Below are 16,308 nucleotides of genomic sequence, written 5' to 3'. Positions count from 1 at the left end.
ACCGGGGACGGCCGCGTCATCAACGCCTTCCCCGTCAACGTGAGGTGACAGCCATGAATCTGACCTACGACTACCTGCACACTGAAGAACTTCGCGGCACCACTCATGCTGATTACCTGGTTTCCATCGACGCGAACTTCCGGATTCAAGACGGAGAATCGTTGGTGTACGAGGAGCCGTCGTTCCCTGTCGTCGAACTAGCTCGAAGCCTGCTGAGTTGGCTAAACGACCCTGACCGTGACGGCTTTGAGTTCAACTCGATGTCGTTTGAGGAAGTTGGATCCGTCACGGTTCTACGCACACCGTCGGGTTGGAAGTTCGGCTCGGTCTTCGCAGCCGGTTCTTCAAGTGCCCCTGCCGACTGGCCTGAGGTCGAGCAGTGCTGCCGTGACTTCATTTCGCGGATCGCGCGCGACTTGGTTGCGCTCGGGATCGATCCCGGTGAGGTGATTGGGAGTTGAAGCGGCTGCTGGTCCAGCTCACCGTCTTCCTCGTTGCACTGCTGACGATCGGACCGGCCATCGCGGCGGCACAGACGATGTCGGCCCCGGCCACGGTGCAGGCGTACGCCTACGACGGCCACCACACCAGCGCGCACCTGGACATGAGCGATACCGAACGTGCACCACCTGTGTACGACCACCCCACCGCTTGCGGCTCCTTCGACTCTCGGTCGCACGGCAGGACCCGGCATAGTCGTGTTTCAGCAGGTCATCCATGAAGGAGCGGGGCCGGTCAAGAGGTGCTTGTGACCGTTGTTCTGCTTCTTCGCAGGGGATCGGGACGCGCCGAGGTGGCCCAGAACTCCCGAAGCTGGCCCGAGTGACAAGTAGCGGCTGATGGAACCCCGCGCCCCGAGTGTCAGCCGAGGTGTGCAGGTTCGCGGTCTCCCTGGCGCGGGTTCGCTGTTTCATAGGTGGTCGCTCATGAAACACCTCGGCGGCCGCCGCTGGTGCACCCGCGTCCTGCGTTTCACGAGTCGTTGCATATGGCTGGACGGGTGAAACGCACTCTTGAAACGCTCTGGCCTTGTGAGCAGCGATGACCAGGACTACCAGCGCGTGGAAGCGCAGGCGTGCCCGATGTCCACCTGTGCAGTACCGGCCGGTTCGCCCTGCCGTACGACGAACGGGAAGGTCGCGGTCCAGTACCACACTGCCCGCTTTCGGCTCGTGCCGCGGCTGGCCAAGGTGCTGAACGTGCCGACACCGGCCGTACGCTGGCCGGGCTCTGTATGGAGCGAGCTCCCGCGGCCGGTCGAGCTCGGTGGCGAGCCGGTCGGGCATGTTCGGATCGGGTACGCCCGCGCCTCGACCACGCGCCAATCCCTGGACTCCCAACTCGACGCCCTCTCCGGTGCCGGCGTCATTCGTGTCTTCTCCGAAAAGATCTCTACCCGGGCCACCCGCAGGCCGGAGCTGGAGGCCGCGGTCAAGCTGGCCCGCGAGATCCGCAGCTCCGCCGTACGGGTCACCCTCGTTGTTCACGAACACAAGCGGCTCGGCCGCGGCATCGAACTGGCCGCTCTGGCCGAGGAACTGAAGGCCAACGACATCGGCCTGGAGTTCCTCGCCGGCGAGCTCCAGGGCTCGCACGACCCGTCGGGAGTGGTATTCACCGTGCTGGCCGCCCTATCCGGTATGGAACGCGAGTACATCAGAGACCGCACCCTGGAAGGCCACGAGTCGGCCCGCAAGCGCGGCAAGACCATCGGCGGCGCCAGCGTCACCGACCAGGACATGCTGTCCATGGCCCCGCACCTGCGTGAGCAGGGAGTGAGCCTGCGCGATGTCGCCAAGCGCCTCGTCATCACCACAGGCAAGAAGAAGGGGCAGCACCCCTCGCCCGCGACCGTGCTGCGGATGCTGCGCGAGTACGGCGAACAGACAGCAGCGCCCGAGCCCACCGTCCCGGACGGGGTCTACCAGCCGACCGTGCAGGCTCGCAATGACCCGAGCGAGCAAGGCCGACGATGGTCATGAGTGGCGTCAGTTGTTCGACGACTGGATCCGGGCAATGACGATCTTCGGTGAGCCCTGGCCAGAGCCGGAGGAGAAGGTCGCGATGATCGCGGCCGTCAACCAGCCCGGCAAGATCAGCATCAATCTGCGCGGCCCGCTGAGCGAGCACGACCAGCAGGCACTCGCCGAAGGCCTCGCCGCGATGAACACGATCAGGAGCCGACAGGCATGGCTCAACCAGGTGATCGAGCTTCAGCTCATCGTGTGGTGGCCAGAGCTACCGGCCAGGACCACTCCGAGATCATCCAGGGCCTCGCGATCGAACTCGGATCCGTTATTCCACCCGACTCACCGAGCTGACACCCACCTCGTTTGCCGCTGGTGACACGTTCCTTACCGGCACCCCGACTGGGCCCGTTCGGTCTCGGCTTCGGCGTACTCGCGTTCGGTCTGCTCGGCGCGGGTTCGGAGCTCGGTGCAGCGCTTGCGTGCCGCGGACGCCGCCGACTGCGGCGTACGCCGGGCGGTGGCCTTGCGCGGCGGTTTCGGCGGGGAGGTGAGGACGACGCGGGGTTTCATCGGGGCGAGCTGGGCGGGGTCGCCGGTCTCGTCGACGACGCCGAACCCGACATGCCGCAGGGCGCTGGCGAGTTGCCCGACCCGGAGCAGTTGCGCGGCGCCGGGGTCGATGACCGCGGCGTCGAGTGTCTCGGTCAGCCGCTGCTCGGTCGATGCGCTGACGGCGTGGCCCTGCACGCGGGCTTGCGCCCGTGCGGTTGTTACGAGCTTCTGGACGAGTCCGTGCCGCCGCAGCGTGAGCTCGCGGAGTCTGCGGCCGTCGCGGGACACGTGCGCCTGGCGCAGCTCTTCGCCGAACTCGGTGAGCTCGGCGATACCGCCGGGGTCGGACCGGACGAGAAGGTTAGCCAGCCAGGCCGCGAGCGTCGGCTTGCGCAGCGCTTTCAGCGTGGCGCTGCTGCCGGCGTCGCCTGCGTCTTTGGCTTGTTGGGCGACCTGGTTGCGGGCAGCAGTGAAGTCTTCGGGTGGCAACCCGTAGAGCTCGAGCGCGGCCGCGGCGACATCCACATCAACCACCATGCGATCGCGCACCAGGCGGCGGCAACGCCGATAGCCGCCGGCCCCCTCGGTCCTGCGCCCGGCGTGACCGCGGCGTTGCGGTCCCGCTGCAGCGTGCCGCACGGATCCGTGACGACTCCGCCTCGACGATGCGCGGTGGGTCGAGTCGGGCGCATCCTGGCGTCGTGGCCGAGTGGCACTGCGCGAAGTGCGAAGGGGCAGCGGATATCCCGCAGGAACGGGATGAATTGCATTTGATGCAACATTGCTCGCTGGTCCGGATCGGCTAACTGCGCTGGTCAGGGAGGTGCAACGAGAGTGCGGGTTTGACCGTCGCTGGCTTCTGACCTGGGCAGACGAAATCCACAGCAACATCGATGCATCTAATGCAACAGTCTGGAGATGGTCTGATGGATCGCGACGCGAAGCAGAGCCACGATGCTGAGATGCCCGGTCTGACTGTCCAACATAAAGCCCCTACCGTGGCGTTACAGGCCCGGTTGGCCGGAACCCTCGAGATCGACACTTCAACAAACTGCCTGGTAGTCCGCACCCCCATGGGAACTCGTGCCGGCACCGACAGCCTCGTCGACATCGACGTGGCCTGGCCTCCAGGCTGGACTGTCGCACTCCGTGACGGCTCACCCGCCCTAATTGATGCAACTGGACAGCTGGCTGGTCGGCCAGGCGACGAGATAGCCGTCACTGGAGGCTTCGAAAACACAACCGATATCGGCGTCATCTCGTGCACGGGTAAAGAGCGGGTATTCGAGGCGTACAAGGTCACCCGCACTTGAGTTTTAGCTGCCGAAGCTCGCCAGGCTGCCGCGCGTCATCCTCATGACGATCGGACGCTACATACGAACCCAGACTCATTGATCCACCCCCCGTGTCAACGGCGCACTTCGGCAGGTGCGACCGGCATCCGAGGCGTGACTCGGGCACATGATCAACTTCTCAGTGATTTCTGGTCATCATGGATGCATGGCGGCCAGAGACTTGGTTTTCCAGCCGGGCGACAGAGTCCGCACCTCCGGCCGTTTCGTCTCCGGCCCGGACGGCGACTGGCTCGACCTGCAACGCGTCCACGATCTGACGATCAAACCGTCCGGCTGGAAGTCGGATCTGTCGATCCGCCTGATCGGTGCCGACGCAGCGGCCGTCCCCTCCGAGTTCGGCCCGAATCAGGTCCCGGGCCACATCACGGTGGTCGGGAGGTGGCATGCCCCCGTCCCCGGTGAGCAGGTACGGCTCGGTGACGAGAGCATCGAGGTCGAGACACAGACTCCGGAAGGCCCTCCTCCACGGCCACGTGCGGACAGGACCCACCCACCATGCCCGCCACCTTCCGGGGGCTGGCCACAGAATGTGGTCTGGTACGAGGGCTGGCCACACAGCGCGGTCTCGGATCTGGACCTGGACATCCGCGACCTGGAATCGTCCGGGGCGATGGTCCATCGGGCGATCTTCCGTCCCTCGGAAGACCAGGAAGTCCTCGTCGTAGCCGCCACCGACGTCGAAGCGGTCACCCGCAGGCTGTCCGCGAGCCTCCCGAATCAGCTCTGCGTAGTCCGAAGCCGCTTCACCCGCGCCCAACTGGACGAGGTCCGCGACGTCCTCCATGCCCATTTCCAGGAGTGGCGCTTGGAGGTCTTCGGCACCGGCAACTCCGACCCCCAAGGCCAACCCTTCGCCACCGCCGAACCCGTCCGAGTCACCCCCGAATTGGCTGCCTGGGCCGACACCCTCCCCAAAGGCCTACTCCTCCTCAGCCCGACAATCACCCCCGCCTGAAATCCAGCAGCCCAACCGACAGGCAGCAGGGTAGGAGCTCCCGGCTGGGCTCGGGTGACGATCGGGTGGGTCAGCGGTCGGTGATGTCGGTGAGGACTGGCCCCGCAGCCTTCGCTCAAGGCGTAGCCGGCGAATAGCGCACACTTCGAATATGCGCTCGTTGCCAGTCCACCGGTTCTGCCCGCTGCTCGACCCTGACGACGTCGTCGACCAGGTCGTCGTGGTGGTGTGGCCGCCGTTCGGTCAGCCGGCCGATTGGCGAGCGGCGAGGCGAGACGATGCCCCGGGTACGCCGGACTGACCCGACGCGGTCCGGCTGCCGCCGGATCTGGTCGGGCCGGTCGACGTCGAGCTGACCCGTGCGGTCGAGGAGATCCCCGGCCCGAACGCGCTGCCCGGCGGCAGCCGGTACGAACCGAAGTTTGACGGATTTCTTCACTGAACTTGCCAACCCGGTGGCGGTCCGACGAGGGCTGTCGTGGACGATGCCGGCGGACAGTCGGTTCGACCGTCGCTGCCGCGGCCAGTGAGTGCGTCGGCAACGTCAGCAGGCTGACTTACCGCCGCGGATGTGTACGGAGCCCGTCGAGGATGAGGGCGAGCATGTGGGGGGCTCGGTCTTCGGGGCCGGATGCAGCGCGCCAGAGTGCGCCGGTGAGCTGGAGGAAGTCGCCGGGGTCGGCGTCCCCGCGGATGCTGCCGTCCTTCTTGCCTGCGTCGAGTAGTTCCGTGATTGCGGCGACGACTGGCCCGTAGGTCTGCTCGGTGATCGCCTGGTGCGTGGTGGGGCTGAGCGCATCGCCGAGGCCGTGTTTTCTGCGCATCGCTTCGACGAGGCCGGTCGTCCAGTCGCGGAGCGCCTCGAGAGGTGGCATCTCGGCCAGCAGCCCCGGCACGGTGCCGATGATCCGTTCGACCTCGTCGTGGTAGACGGCGAGAACCAGTGCCTCCCGGGTGGGGAAGTTTCGGTACAGCGTGCCTGCGCCGACGCCCGCGCGCTGAGCGACCTGGTTCATCGAGGTGAGGCCGTCCTCCGCGAAGGCCTCGCGGGCGGCCGCGACGATGCGGACCCGGTTCTCACGGGCGTCTGAACGAACCATGACTCCTGACCTTGCTAAGCGGAGAGCTCTCCGCTACGGTATCTGGAGAACTCTCCACATAGCTTAGAGGAGCACCATGCAGTACATCAAGCTCGGCACCACCGGCCTGGACGTATCGCCAATCGCGATCGGGGCGATGACCTACGGCGAGCCCGACCGTGGGCATCCTGTGTGGTCGAAGGGCGAGGATGAGGCGCGCCCGCTGATCCGGCACGCGCTGGAGGCGGGGATCAACTTCTTCGATACCGCGAACATGTACTCGAACGGGTCGAGCGAGGAGATCCTCGGCCGCGCGCTAAACGACTTCGCCGACCGTGACAATATGGTGATCGCGACCAAGCTTCGGCACCCGATGCGCCTGGCTCCCAATGGTCGCGGTCTGTCGCGCAAGGCGATCATGACCGAGGTTGACCACTCCCTGCGCCGGCTCGGGACGGACTACATCGACCTCTACCAGATCCATCGCAACGACCACTCGACCCCCTGGGAGGAGACTCTCGAGGCGCTCAGTGATCTCGTGAAGGTCGGCAAGGTGCGCTACCTCGGCGCGTCGTCGATGCACGCCTGGGAGTTCGCGAAGGCGCTACATCTGCAGAAGCAGAACGGCTGGGCGCGGTTCGTGTCGATGCAGGACCACTACAACCTGCTCGCTCGTGAGGAGGAGCGGGAGATGATCCCGCTGTGCTTGGACGAGGGCGTCGGCACGATCATCTGGTCGCCGCTGGCCCGCGGTCGCCTGGCCCGCGGGTGGGACGACGCGAAATCGACGGTGCGATCCGAGACCGACGGCGCTTACGCGGACACGCTCTACTCGCCTGAGCAGGAGGCCTCCAACCGGGCGATCATCGACGCGGTCGGACAGGTCGCGCAAGGCCACCACGTCAGTCGCGCGCAGATCGCACTCGCTTGGTTGCGCCGTCAGTCTGTGGTTACAGCACCGTTGGTCGGGGCCGGCTCGATCCAGCAGATCGATGAGGCTGTGACGTCGCTGGACGTCCAACTCACCGACGACGACGTACGCGCGCTGGAGGCTCCCTACACGCCGCGGTACGACTGGCAGGGCATCTCCGACGAAGCCGAGATGGAGGTCATCCGCAAGCGCGTCCCCGGAATGGCACTGTCGTGAACCACGTCGTCCGCTCCGGCGCGGCTGCTCGCGCCCGCACGGTGTTCGTAGGGGCAGTGGCACTCGCCGAGGACAGGTGATCGCCGCGCACCAGTGCTTCATCGAACGCCGCCGACGCCGCCTCATGCTCCAGATCGGGGGACAGCACCCTCCATCGCAGACCCCACTCAAACTCGACCACACAACCCGGCTCAACGATTGGCACGCCAGACCCTCTGCCGGCATCCGCTGTAGCACCAACTGGCACCCAGAAGCGTTCAGTCAACTAGCCGCGTAGCGATCGTCCGGCGCGGTGACGGGGCGCATCTGTGGACGCGCAACCGCCATGACATCACCGACCGCTTCCCCGACATCGCCACCGCCGCCGTGCGACAGTTGCCGGACGGTGTCGTCGTGGACGGGGTTATCTGAGGTGCCAGGGGTCGTGTATAAGACGTCTGCGACGGGCCGGTGAGCGTCCCGGATTCCTGTTGTGGACGCTCTAGGTTCGCGGTGTCTACGACACGGCGGGAGAGCCGATGCGGGTACAGCGGGTGGCTCCTCTCGAGGCTGGTGAAGAGTCGTGGACGGTGCTGGGCGATGACTGGCGGCAGGTGGCGCCGGTCGAACGGTTCTTGTCTCACCTGACCGATCAGCGGCGCTCGCCGAACACGGTCAAGGCCTACGCACACGACCTCAAGGACTACATCGATGTCAAGGTCACCACCAGCGTCGGCACGGTCCCCATCACCCCCGCCTCCGCCGACCTGGACGCCCTGCTCCACCAAGCCGACCAGGCCAAGTACGCCGTCAAACACAGACGAAGCTGAAGCTCATCACCTCAAGGGAGTCCGGGGGACCTCACTTCTTGACTGCATTGCGGAACGCCACGATGGTGCCGACGACGATCACCGCGACCGCGCCGCGAGGCGCGATGTCCGACATCGAGATGCCGCTCACTACCCCCAGCACGACGACGATGATTAGGATCACCGCGACCCAAAGCTCCGGCTTCTTGAGCAGGTACGCCGCCTTGCGCTGCCACGTCACAGAGCTCCGCGGGATCTCGTCGGGCTCGCGGGCCGGCATCGTGACACACAGGTCCGGCGGGACCGCCGCGTCGACCACCGCCACCGCCTGATGGCCGTTCCTCCAGTGCGCCGGTTCGATCTGCACCTGGTAGCCGTCCCGCCGGATGAGTTGCCGTCCGCCGTCTGGATAGGCGACGACGGCCGCGAGTTCGTCGTACGACGCCGAGGTCTCACCGGATGGGGTTTCGATCTGGGCAGCCTTGCGGCCGACAGTCAGCTCCGCCTTGGTAACCGGCCAGCCCGCCGGCTTGAAGCGCTGCCCGGTTGTCACGGAGGTGGTCCGCGGCGGACCGGCGAGCCATGTCAGCTGCGGATCGGTGGTGGCGTCAGGATCGACTGAAAGGAGCAGGCTGCTCCACATCGCTCGCGCCGCCTGCGCGACGTCATGGACCGTAGTGGCGTCGGCCTCGGCGGCCAGCTGGTCACGGTCCTGCACAGGGCGTCCGAACAAGACGTCGCGGGCGGCCAGATATGGCATCCAGTTCTCGGCTGGCTCCGTCTTGATCCGGCGAATCTCCTGGTCCAGGTCGTCGCGCAGGTCGGCCGGTTCGGGACCTCGGTCCCGCAGCCGACGGAGTACCGCCAAGCTCTGCGCGACAACCGTTGGCCGCGCCTCGGGCAGGATGTCGATCCCCGCGGTGAGCATCGCGTTCTCCGCGTCCACCAGCTCGTACGACGACCAGCCGCTGTACCCAACCCCGGCGCCGTGCCGGAATCCGCGTTCCAGCCCGCGCCGCAGGGCCCGCATCAGCGACGGGCCAGCATACGACCGCGACATCACACCCGAGAGTGCGACCGAGCCTGTTGGCCCGGCGAATCCGGCCGGCAAGGGCTGATCGCACGGCATCGCAGGCTTGACTGGCCACCGCGAGCCGTCAGCAAGCGGGAGCCGCAAGCCAGCCGGCGGCGGGCCGGTCAGCGCGAGTACGGCGTTTCCGCGGGCGAACGCCTGCGCGGCGAGCGACTGCAGGTGATCCGGATCGGCGGTGTACAGCCCGTACTCGTCGTAAGCGGCCAGACCAGGACCTTGCGCGCCGTACCGCCACAACAGGTGCAGGGCGATCGGCCCGGCGTGCCGCGTGGCGCTCTCAGCACGAAGGACCCGGCGCTCGTGCTCGAGGTCCGTGAAGTTCGGAGTGCTCAACCAGCGACAAGTCCGCTGCAGAAACTCCGCGACGTCATCGGGCTCGCCTTCGACGTCGAGGGCGGTGTGCAGCATGCTGACGGATCCGTTGACAGGTGCACGGATCGAATCCCGGTCATGCAGGGCAAGGTGCTCGAGCAGGTGCAGCCAGCCGTGCGTAGGCAACGACGCGTCCGCCATCCCGACCCGGAACCACAGACTTGCCCGCATGCGGCGCTCACCAGGCACCCAGTAGACGGGAACCCCGTCCACCTCCGTCGCCCGTAACTCCCCTACCATTTCCCAACCCCCCACGCGCCAGAAGACGTGCCGGACCATCTTGCCGGACCGGCGCCGCTCTGGCTCCCCATTTCCGCTCGTTTGCCACTTTTGACATCCGTGGCGGACCGCTGTCAGCTGCCGAGAGCGGATAGGGCGTCGTTGGTGAGGCGGTTGATGGTCCATTCGTCTTGGGGTTTGGCCCCTAGGGACTTGTAGAAGTCGATGGCGGGGCGGTGTGGAAAGTGCGACGGCGGGGACCTGCCTGTCCACCACCGGTTCTGCCCGCTGCGCGACCCTGACGACGTCCTCGACCAGGTCGTCGTGGTGGTGTGGCCGCCGTTCGGGCAGCCAGCCGATCCGCGAGCGGCGAGGCGACACGATGCCCCGGGTACGCCGGACTGACCCGACGCGGTCCGGCTGCCGCCGGATCTGGTCGGGCCGGTCGACGTCGAGCTGACCCATGCGGTCGAGGAGATCCCCGGCCCGAACGCGCTGCCCGGCGGCAGCCGGTACGAACCGAAGTTTGACGGATTTCTTCACTGAACTCGTCAAGTTGTGTGATGTACGAGCCAGGACGACGGCCGGCTGTGGCGGCGTAATCCTGGCGTCTCTGGAAGCCTCTCTCTCGCCGCCTGGAACGTGCGGGCTGTGGTCCGTCGCTCAGCCGTCGTCACCGAGCCGGTCGAGAGCAGCTCGGAGGAACGCATCTCGTCTCGCGGTGGCCACGGTGCTGAAGAGCGCCGTCGGGGTATTGAGAGCGGCGACGGCGTCCCAGTAGGCCACGTTCGTCGCCGACTTGCCGGAGGCTTGCTCCCATCCGTCCACGACGCCTGCGGTTGCGTTGGGGCCGTAGGTGATGGCGATCTGTTTGCGTAGTTCGCCGATATCGACGCCTGGGTCGCCGACACCAGCTGTCTTCCAGTCGATCAGGGTGCAGCAGGTGTCGTCCGTCCATGCCATGTTGCCCGGCCACACGTCGCCGTGGACGAACACGGTCTCGCCCTCCGGCTGCGCCATGCTCTGAAGCCTTTCGTCCGCTGTTCGCAGGAGCCGCGACGTCACCATGTGACCCTGCCGCCGGTCCCTGGCAAAGTCATCGACCGCGATGGGGCGCGGTCTGAGCGGCAGGTGAGGGCGCGGCTCCAGCGGGATCGCGTGGACTTGCGCGAGTGCCGCACCGGCGGCGTGGAGCCGCGCGACGGGCACTGCCCGCGGCCATGCGGTACTGCCTGCGACGACGGTCTCCAGCGTTACGGGTGCACCGGCTGTACGGCCGTCAAGGTCTTTGGCGATCAGCCGTGGAGCACGCAATCCGTGTGTTTCTGCAACCTCCAGCGCTGCCGCACCGGTGGCGATCAGCTCTGGGCCGATCCGTGGGGTAAGGGAACGCAGCACCAGGTGTTTCCTACGACCGCGCACCTCAACAATCAGCCGCCACGGGCCTTGATTGTCATGCAGTGCTTGCACCGACATGATCCTGGTGTCGCCGCCGATGGAATCGACAGCCCAGCTCAAAGTCCGCTCGGTCGGCCTCGCGCCGCCTGCATTTCTACCCTTCCCGCACTCGGAGAGACTGGCATATGACAGGGGAGGGGACAAGAGAGATATTGGCTCCCTTGCTGAAACGGGCCGGTGCCCACATCCGTGGCCTGACGGGCTCAGCACATACTTGGGGACGGCCAGCAAGACCCTGACTATCAAGGTCCGACCCAGAGTCGTCGTCGAGCTCGCCGCCAACGCAGCGATGCCGGTCGACCACTACCGTCACCCGCTTCGGTTCGTGCGACACCGCACCGACCTCACTCCGACTAACGTAGAACTTCGCTCAGCGACTGCCTCAACCACCGGCGTGCGGTAAGGCTGGCGCGGTCGTTTTCAGCTGCTGCTCGGCTTCAACGCGACGCTGCCGTAGGTGCTTGAGGGAGTCCTCCAGCGCGGCGACCTCGCCGAGCCAGGCCCGTTCCTGGGCCTCGGTGAGCCGTTCGGTCGCATTGGCCGTCATTTCCTCGATGCGTGGCAGCTGGGCCGGGTCGACGCGCAGGAACCGGCATCGGCTGCAGGCGTGCTCGTGCACGCACGGTGTTCCGTAGGGGCGGTGGCAGTCGCCGAGTGCGACCTTGCGGAGCAGGAAGTGCTGCTCGAACTCGTCCCACTCCTCGCCGGACGCGGGTCGCATCTCCCCGAATGGCCGAAGGGTGCGGCGGCGTTCGATGAAGAACTGGTGCGCGGTGATCACCTCGTCGGGGAACATGGCGGTGTAGCCACAGGTCGTGTCGAGGTTCAGGTGGCCGAGCAACGTGGCGGCGATGTGCAGCGGCAGGCCGCTGGAGACCATCTCGGTTGTGAACAGCCGCCGGAAGTCGTGCGGCGTGAACCGGATCGGCTGCCGGCATCGGCCAGGCCGGCGTCGGCGGCGAGCTCGCCCAGCAGCCGCCGCACCACGGCGTAGGAGATGACTTCTTGGCGGGTGCCGATCCGGCGGGCGAACAAGTGCGGGAAGGTTCACCGTGGATCCGTTCGTGTGGGTCATAGCGGACCGACAGCGGCACGTGCGCTCCGCCGGCCTTGGCGCGGCGCTGCACCGCGAGCAGCACCGTCACCAACTCAGGACTCATGGGGAGCAGCCGCTCGGCGTCGGTCTTGCTGGGCACGATGTGCAGCAGCGGCACCAGCGTCCCGGTGGTCTGCGAGGTGTAGTGGCGCAGCGACAGCTGGGTCAGCTCAAGCAGCTCCTCGATCCGGACACCTGTGTGGCGCAGCGTCTCCACGACCGCCCAGGCCCAGAACCCGTCCGACTCGGCCTGGGTCACGTTGACGAGGCCGTACTGCAGCCGGATCTCCGGACCGCCAGGTGCTGACGAGACGACCTCGGCGCGCAACTCGCTGGCGACATCGCGCTGCCGGCCAGGCCCGCGGAGCCGTCCGGCGAAACGTCGTCCCGTCGACGGTGAACTCCTCTCCCGGGGCGGCGGCCAGGGCTGCGGCATGGAGCCGCCCGGCCCAGTCCTTGCGCCGGGCCGCCTCCGCGACCAGCGTCGGCAGCAGCGGCGTCAGGGCCCTGGTGCGATCCTGTGTGCGGGCCTTCTGCTGGCGTTTCGCCTTCGAGGCCAGCTTGGACTCCCGGCGAGCGACCGGGCAGGGAGCGACCCAGGCACCCCAGCGGACCGGTTCGTCGTGTGACCACTCCGCCAGATCCCGGTAGAAGCCGCGGACCGCGAACAGGATCGAGTGGATCTCGCGTCGCGGTTGCCCGTCGGTGGTAACCGCCAGCCGCTCGCGCCAGGTCGCGGCCGTTCAATAAACGGTCGTTATCGCGTAGGTCGACGATCAGGTCTTGCGGACGGCACTGGTGAAGCCGGCGATGAAGAGGGTGGCGAGGGCCCAGGCGGCCAGCTGGAGGGTCCAGCCACTGATCGTGATGATGTCGCCAGCGGTGGTTGTGGTGGTGTTGCAGGCGTCGCGGGCGCCGGTCTTGATCAGCGGCAGGCTGAGGTCGAGGGCCACGCCGATTTGTTCGACGGTGGTGCAGGCTGAGCCGGGTGAGGCGGAGCCGCGCGGGTGGGCGAGGCCACCGTGCGAGCCGAGGCCGAGAGTAAGGGCGATCGCGACTGCGACTACGCCGAGGAGGAATAGGAGCGCGCGCCAGGGTTGGTAGCCGTAGCCGAGAACGACGCCGGTGAGCTTTGCCCAGGCCCGTTCTGTGCGGTCGGTGATGGCCGTAGTGCCTAGTTGGTCTCGGCGTTGGGCGATCAGGATCTTGCGAGTCTCTCTGTCCCAGCCGGCGGCCTGGGTGGCGGCGGCCAGCTGCCGGTAAGGCTGGGGCGTGTACTTCGTGGTCTGATGCTTGAGGACGTCAAGCCACTCGTCCACCGTCACTTTTGCGGGTAGCCCCGCGTACTCGAGACCGTCGACCATTAGCGTGTCCGGGTTGAGCCCGGGGTCCTTGATCGCGGACGGGTCCACGGCCAGCTGGCCGCCGATATGGGCGTTGGGCAGCCGCACCGCACCGAGCTCGCCGGCCCCGATTGCGGCGAAACCACGTCTCAGGAACAAGTGCTGGCCGACCTGCAGAGCGTCGGCGATCAGGGCGGGTCCAGACGTGTTGCTCAGCACCGCGCCAGCGGCATCGAGTTGGCCGCCGATGTGGGCGCCTGGCAGCCGCACCGCACCGAGTTCGCCGGACCCGACTGCGACGAACGCGCCCCGCAGCAGCAGGTTCTCGTCGACGTGCAGGCTGTCGGCGTGCAAGGCGGCGCCAGATGTGTTGGTCAACCACGCGTCGGTGGCGTCCAGTTGGCCGCCGATGTGGGCGCCTGGCAGCCGCACCGCACCGAGCTCGCCGGACCCGATTGCGGTGAATCCGCGTAGGTACAGGCCCCGGGTGACTCGCAGACCGTCGGCAGCCAGGGCGGGGCCAGAAGCCTCATTCGTAAGTTTGGCGCGGGACAAGTCCAGTTGTCCGCCGATGTCGGCGCCGACCAGCCGCACCGCAGCGTCGCCGCTGGCGCCGCTCGCGACAAATCCACGTAGGTACAGGCCCTGGTCGACTCGCAGACCGTCCGCGTACAAGGCGGGGCCACGCTCCTCATTAGTCAGGGTCGCGCCGGATGCGTTCAGTTGACTGCCGATGTGGCCACCTGACAGTCGCACCACCCCGTCCGCGTCGCTTCCAGCGAACTTGCCCCGCAGGACCATCATTTGGTCGACGCGCACATCATCGGCGTACAGGGCCGGCCCCGATGCGTTCCGCAGCACCGTGCCCTTGTCCAAGATCAGCTGTCCGCCAATGTGTGCGCCGAGCAAGCTGATTCCCTCATCTACAACACACAAACTCAATCTGAGCCCCGCCAACGAGGCAAAGTCGCCGTCTATCCCGTCAGGTAGGTAGCAGGCCGAGAGGTTGAGTGGGATGTCACTGGTCAGGTGCTTAAGATCCAACAGTCCCTCAATCCGGCCGCCGAGCAGCCGGACACCTCGCGGATCCGGACGATCGACCAGCCAGCCGCGCAGCAGGTCCCGGATGACCCACGCGCGCACCGTCCGCGATTCAGCCCATTGCCTCATTGCGGCCTCGGCGACCGATCCATGACCGCGGGTCAGATCCAGTTCCTCGCCAGCACGGACGTACTGAACGAGTTCCTCCTCTACCGGCTCTAAGGCCAAGCCCTCGGCCTCACGTGCCGCCATAGCCCCTCCCTGGAACGAACGGCCCCCCGTCCAGCATCGCGTACGACTCGTGCTCGCTGATATCCCACGGAAGAGACAGGGGTGTCTTTTACGGGCTCTTCACAATCGAGGGTGTAGTTGTGGTCTGAAGCCGCCGGTTTCGAGTAGGGATCTGGCGATGTAGTTGGTGAGGTTGCGGAACCCCAGCGCGGACCCGCGGAGGTGTTCGAGGCGGCCGTTGATGGCTTCGGTGGGTCCGTTGGATGTGCCGGGGCGGTCGAAGTAGGCGAGTACGTCGGCGGCGCGCTTGGTCAGGGTCCGCCCGAGTGTGGTGATCTCGGTGAGCGCGGCGGGAACGGCGTGGCTGACCGAGGTGATCAGTTGCTGCATCAGTTCCCGGCCCTTGGTCCGGTCGGGTTCGCGGTAGGCGGCGATCATGCGCTGGTAGATGCCCCAGGTGGCCGCGACCTCGACGTGGTCATCGGTCGCGAACAGATCGGCCAGTCGCCGGGCCTGCTTGCCGGTGAGCAGGCCGGCACCGGTGTGCAGGGTCCGCCGAGCGGAGTAGAGCGGGTCGTGTTTGCGTCCCCGGTGGCCGTGGATGGTTTGCTGGACTCGCCGGCGGCACTCATCGAGCGCGTCGCCGGCCAGGCGCACGACGTGGAAGGGGTCCATCACCGTCACGGCGTCGGGCAGTTCCTCGGTGGTGGCGGTCTTGAACCCGGTGAACCCGTCCATCGCGACGACCTCGACCCCGTCTCGCCAAGCCTGTGGGCGTTCGGTCAGCCAGGTCTTGAAGACCTGCTTGGAGCGGCCCTCAACCATGTCGAGCAGCCGGGCTGGGCCGCTGCCGTCGCGGATCCCGGTCAGGTCGATGATCACGGTCACGTACTTGTCCCCGCGCCGGGTGTGCCTCCACACGTGCTCGTCGACGCCGATCACGGCGACGCCGTCGAAGCGGTCCGGGTCATCGATCAGGACCCGCTTGCCCTCGGCAAGGACCGCGTCGTTGGCGGTGTTCCACGACACCCCGAGCCCTTCGGCGACACGGGCGACGGTCAGGTGCTGACACACGATCCCCTCCAGCGCCCATCGCAGCCCGCGGCGCGACAGCTTCGCCCGCGGCTCGGCAGCGCGGCCGGCGTCTTGGCGCCACACGTGCCCGCACCCGCTGCACCGGTAGCGGCGGACCGTCACCACCAACGTCGTCGGCCGCCACCCGAGCGGCTCGTGCGCCAGCCGGCGGACCACGGTGTCGCGAGGCGCTCCCTCGCAGCCGCAACGGCGGCACCACTGGTCCGGCTCGGCGACCCGGCACGCCAGCACCGCCCGATCCGGTTCGAGCCGCTGCCCGACAACTTCAAGACCGAGCTCGTCCAGCCGAGCGAAAGTGGTCAGGTCAGGGCAGGCAAAGGTAGCGTCAGACACGTCGAGGTCTTCCAGATGAGCGGTGTAGGAACCTTCATCTTCGGGAGACCTCGACCCCTACCCAGCGATCGACGCGCCGACCCGCGCTACACCCTGACGCGAAGATTCATCCACGGGGAGGCTGTCGTGGTGAGCGCTACGAGGCTTCGTTGAGGGTGACGCGATAGCCCATGGCTTCGAG

At 67.0% G+C, this 16,308-nt stretch carries 17 protein-coding genes; 10 read left to right on the top strand and 7 right to left on the bottom strand.

Annotated elements, in window-relative coordinates; genetic code table 11:
• Nucleotides 1-53 precede the first annotated feature (53 nt).
• The 4 genes from AB0E63_RS42880 to AB0E63_RS42865 all read left to right on the top strand — a co-directional run bounded on the left by AB0E63_RS42880 (nucleotide 54) and on the right by AB0E63_RS42865 (nucleotide 2,346).
• A complete protein-coding gene (locus tag AB0E63_RS42880; protein ID WP_360379581.1) occupies nucleotides 54-461 on the top strand; it encodes a hypothetical protein in 408 nt (135 codons plus the stop codon).
• A complete protein-coding gene (locus AB0E63_RS42875; protein WP_360379578.1) occupies nucleotides 458-721 on the top strand; it encodes a hypothetical protein in 264 nt (87 codons plus the stop codon). The genes AB0E63_RS42880 and AB0E63_RS42875 overlap by 4 nt, the downstream gene beginning before the upstream one ends.
• Before the next feature lie 310 nt (nucleotides 722-1,031).
• Nucleotides 1,032-1,982 carry a recombinase family protein gene (locus tag AB0E63_RS42870; RefSeq protein ID WP_360379575.1) on the top strand — a complete coding sequence of 317 codons (951 nt, stop codon included), beginning with the start codon at nucleotides 1,032-1,034 and terminating at the stop codon, nucleotides 1,980-1,982.
• The gene (locus AB0E63_RS42865) at nucleotides 1,948-2,346 is read left to right on the top strand and encodes a hypothetical protein (protein ID WP_360379573.1); all 399 of its coding nucleotides are present in this window, start codon (nucleotides 1,948-1,950) and stop codon (nucleotides 2,344-2,346) included. Before AB0E63_RS42870 ends, AB0E63_RS42865 begins: the two co-directional genes overlap by 35 nt.
• An 8-nt stretch (nucleotides 2,347-2,354) precedes the next feature.
• Here AB0E63_RS42865 and AB0E63_RS42860 read toward each other — a convergent pair whose 3' ends face one another.
• Nucleotides 2,355-3,059 (bottom strand): hypothetical protein, encoded by a 705-nt coding sequence (locus AB0E63_RS42860; protein WP_360379570.1) that lies wholly within the window; start codon nucleotides 3,057-3,059, stop codon nucleotides 2,355-2,357.
• Nucleotides 3,060-3,448: 389 nt separating this feature from the next.
• Here AB0E63_RS42860 and AB0E63_RS42855 point away from each other — a divergent pair, with 389 nt between their 5' ends.
• The 3 genes from AB0E63_RS42855 (at nucleotide 3,449) to AB0E63_RS42845 (ending at nucleotide 5,133) form a co-directional block, all read left to right on the top strand.
• Nucleotides 3,449-3,835 (top strand): hypothetical protein, encoded by a 387-nt coding sequence (locus AB0E63_RS42855; protein WP_360379568.1) that lies wholly within the window; start codon nucleotides 3,449-3,451, stop codon nucleotides 3,833-3,835.
• 187 nt (nucleotides 3,836-4,022) lie between these two features.
• A complete protein-coding gene (locus AB0E63_RS42850; RefSeq protein ID WP_360379565.1) occupies nucleotides 4,023-4,832 on the top strand; it encodes a hypothetical protein in 810 nt (269 codons plus the stop codon).
• 151 nt (nucleotides 4,833-4,983) lie between these two features.
• Entirely contained in the window at nucleotides 4,984-5,133 is a 150-nt protein-coding gene (locus tag AB0E63_RS42845) for a hypothetical protein (protein ID WP_360379562.1), read from the top strand.
• 256 nt (nucleotides 5,134-5,389) lie between these two features.
• Here AB0E63_RS42845 and AB0E63_RS42840 read toward each other — a convergent pair whose 3' ends face one another.
• Entirely contained in the window at nucleotides 5,390-5,932 is a 543-nt protein-coding gene (locus AB0E63_RS42840; RefSeq protein WP_360379560.1) for a TetR/AcrR family transcriptional regulator, read from the bottom strand.
• Nucleotides 5,933-6,008: 76 nt separating this feature from the next.
• Here AB0E63_RS42840 and AB0E63_RS42835 point away from each other — a divergent pair, with 76 nt between their 5' ends.
• Nucleotides 6,009-7,058, top strand: coding sequence for an aldo/keto reductase (locus AB0E63_RS42835; RefSeq protein WP_360379558.1), 1,050 nt, complete (start codon nucleotides 6,009-6,011; stop codon nucleotides 7,056-7,058).
• A gap of 518 nt (nucleotides 7,059-7,576) precedes the next feature.
• Nucleotides 7,577-7,867, top strand: coding sequence for a site-specific integrase (locus AB0E63_RS42830; RefSeq protein ID WP_360379555.1), 291 nt, complete (start codon nucleotides 7,577-7,579; stop codon nucleotides 7,865-7,867).
• A gap of 31 nt (nucleotides 7,868-7,898) precedes the next feature.
• Here the strand turns inward: AB0E63_RS42830 and AB0E63_RS42825 are convergent, their stop codons facing one another.
• From AB0E63_RS42825 to AB0E63_RS42810, 4 genes are all read right to left on the bottom strand, one after another.
• Nucleotides 7,899-9,482 (bottom strand): hypothetical protein, encoded by a 1,584-nt coding sequence (locus AB0E63_RS42825; protein ID WP_360379553.1) that lies wholly within the window; start codon nucleotides 9,480-9,482, stop codon nucleotides 7,899-7,901.
• A gap of 711 nt (nucleotides 9,483-10,193) precedes the next feature.
• The gene (locus AB0E63_RS42820; RefSeq protein WP_360379591.1) at nucleotides 10,194-11,006 is read right to left on the bottom strand and encodes an aminoglycoside phosphotransferase family protein; all 813 of its coding nucleotides are present in this window, start codon (nucleotides 11,004-11,006) and stop codon (nucleotides 10,194-10,196) included.
• A gap of 364 nt (nucleotides 11,007-11,370) precedes the next feature.
• Nucleotides 11,371-12,063 carry a tyrosine-type recombinase/integrase gene (locus AB0E63_RS42815; protein WP_360379550.1) on the bottom strand — a complete coding sequence of 231 codons (693 nt, stop codon included), beginning with the start codon at nucleotides 12,061-12,063 and terminating at the stop codon, nucleotides 11,371-11,373.
• A gap of 797 nt (nucleotides 12,064-12,860) precedes the next feature.
• On the bottom strand, nucleotides 12,861-14,336 hold the full coding sequence (locus AB0E63_RS42810; protein ID WP_360379547.1) for a hypothetical protein: 1,476 nt from the start codon (nucleotides 14,334-14,336) through the stop codon (nucleotides 12,861-12,863).
• Between the two features lie 120 nt (nucleotides 14,337-14,456).
• On the opposite strand from AB0E63_RS42810, the gene AB0E63_RS42805 reads away from it, so the two are divergent.
• Nucleotides 14,457-14,690, top strand: coding sequence for a hypothetical protein (locus AB0E63_RS42805; protein WP_360379544.1), 234 nt, complete (start codon nucleotides 14,457-14,459; stop codon nucleotides 14,688-14,690).
• A 129-nt stretch (nucleotides 14,691-14,819) separates the two neighbouring features.
• Here AB0E63_RS42805 and AB0E63_RS42800 read toward each other — a convergent pair whose 3' ends face one another.
• Entirely contained in the window at nucleotides 14,820-16,127 is a 1,308-nt protein-coding gene (locus tag AB0E63_RS42800) for an ISL3 family transposase (protein WP_360379541.1), read from the bottom strand.
• Between the last annotated feature and the right edge of the window lie 181 nt (nucleotides 16,128-16,308).

This window comes from Kribbella sp. NPDC026596, from assembly GCF_040638415.1.
In the GTDB taxonomy this organism is placed as follows: Bacteria; Actinomycetota; Actinomycetes; order Propionibacteriales; family Kribbellaceae; genus Kribbella.
Note: the sequence above shows the minus strand (reverse complement) of the source record. Positions and strands in the feature narration are given on the sequence as shown.

What these genes read in the sequence shown, in the direction of transcription:
- AB0E63_RS42880 (WP_360379581.1), top strand. Translation starts at nt 54, where the DNA reads ATGAATCTGACCTACGACTACCTGCACACTGAAGAACTTCGCGGCACC.
- AB0E63_RS42865 (WP_360379573.1), top strand. Translation starts at nt 1,948, where the DNA reads ATGACCCGAGCGAGCAAGGCCGACGATGGTCATGAGTGGCGTCAGTTG.
- AB0E63_RS42860 (WP_360379570.1), bottom strand. Translation starts at nt 3,059, where the DNA reads ATGGTGGTTGATGTGGATGTCGCCGCGGCCGCGCTCGAGCTCTACGGG.
- AB0E63_RS42855 (WP_360379568.1), top strand. Translation starts at nt 3,449, where the DNA reads ATGGATCGCGACGCGAAGCAGAGCCACGATGCTGAGATGCCCGGTCTG.
- AB0E63_RS42850 (WP_360379565.1), top strand. Translation starts at nt 4,023, where the DNA reads ATGGCGGCCAGAGACTTGGTTTTCCAGCCGGGCGACAGAGTCCGCACC.
- AB0E63_RS42845 (WP_360379562.1), top strand. Translation starts at nt 4,984, where the DNA reads ATGCGCTCGTTGCCAGTCCACCGGTTCTGCCCGCTGCTCGACCCTGAC.
- AB0E63_RS42840 (WP_360379560.1), bottom strand. Translation starts at nt 5,932, where the DNA reads ATGGTTCGTTCAGACGCCCGTGAGAACCGGGTCCGCATCGTCGCGGCC.
- AB0E63_RS42835 (WP_360379558.1), top strand. Translation starts at nt 6,009, where the DNA reads ATGCAGTACATCAAGCTCGGCACCACCGGCCTGGACGTATCGCCAATC.
- AB0E63_RS42830 (WP_360379555.1), top strand. Translation starts at nt 7,577, where the DNA reads ATGCGGGTACAGCGGGTGGCTCCTCTCGAGGCTGGTGAAGAGTCGTGG.
- AB0E63_RS42825 (WP_360379553.1), bottom strand. Translation starts at nt 9,482, where the DNA reads ATGCGGGCAAGTCTGTGGTTCCGGGTCGGGATGGCGGACGCGTCGTTG.
- AB0E63_RS42820 (WP_360379591.1), bottom strand. Translation starts at nt 11,006, where the DNA reads ATGTCGGTGCAAGCACTGCATGACAATCAAGGCCCGTGGCGGCTGATT.
- AB0E63_RS42815 (WP_360379550.1), bottom strand. Translation starts at nt 12,063, where the DNA reads ATGACCCACACGAACGGATCCACGGTGAACCTTCCCGCACTTGTTCGC.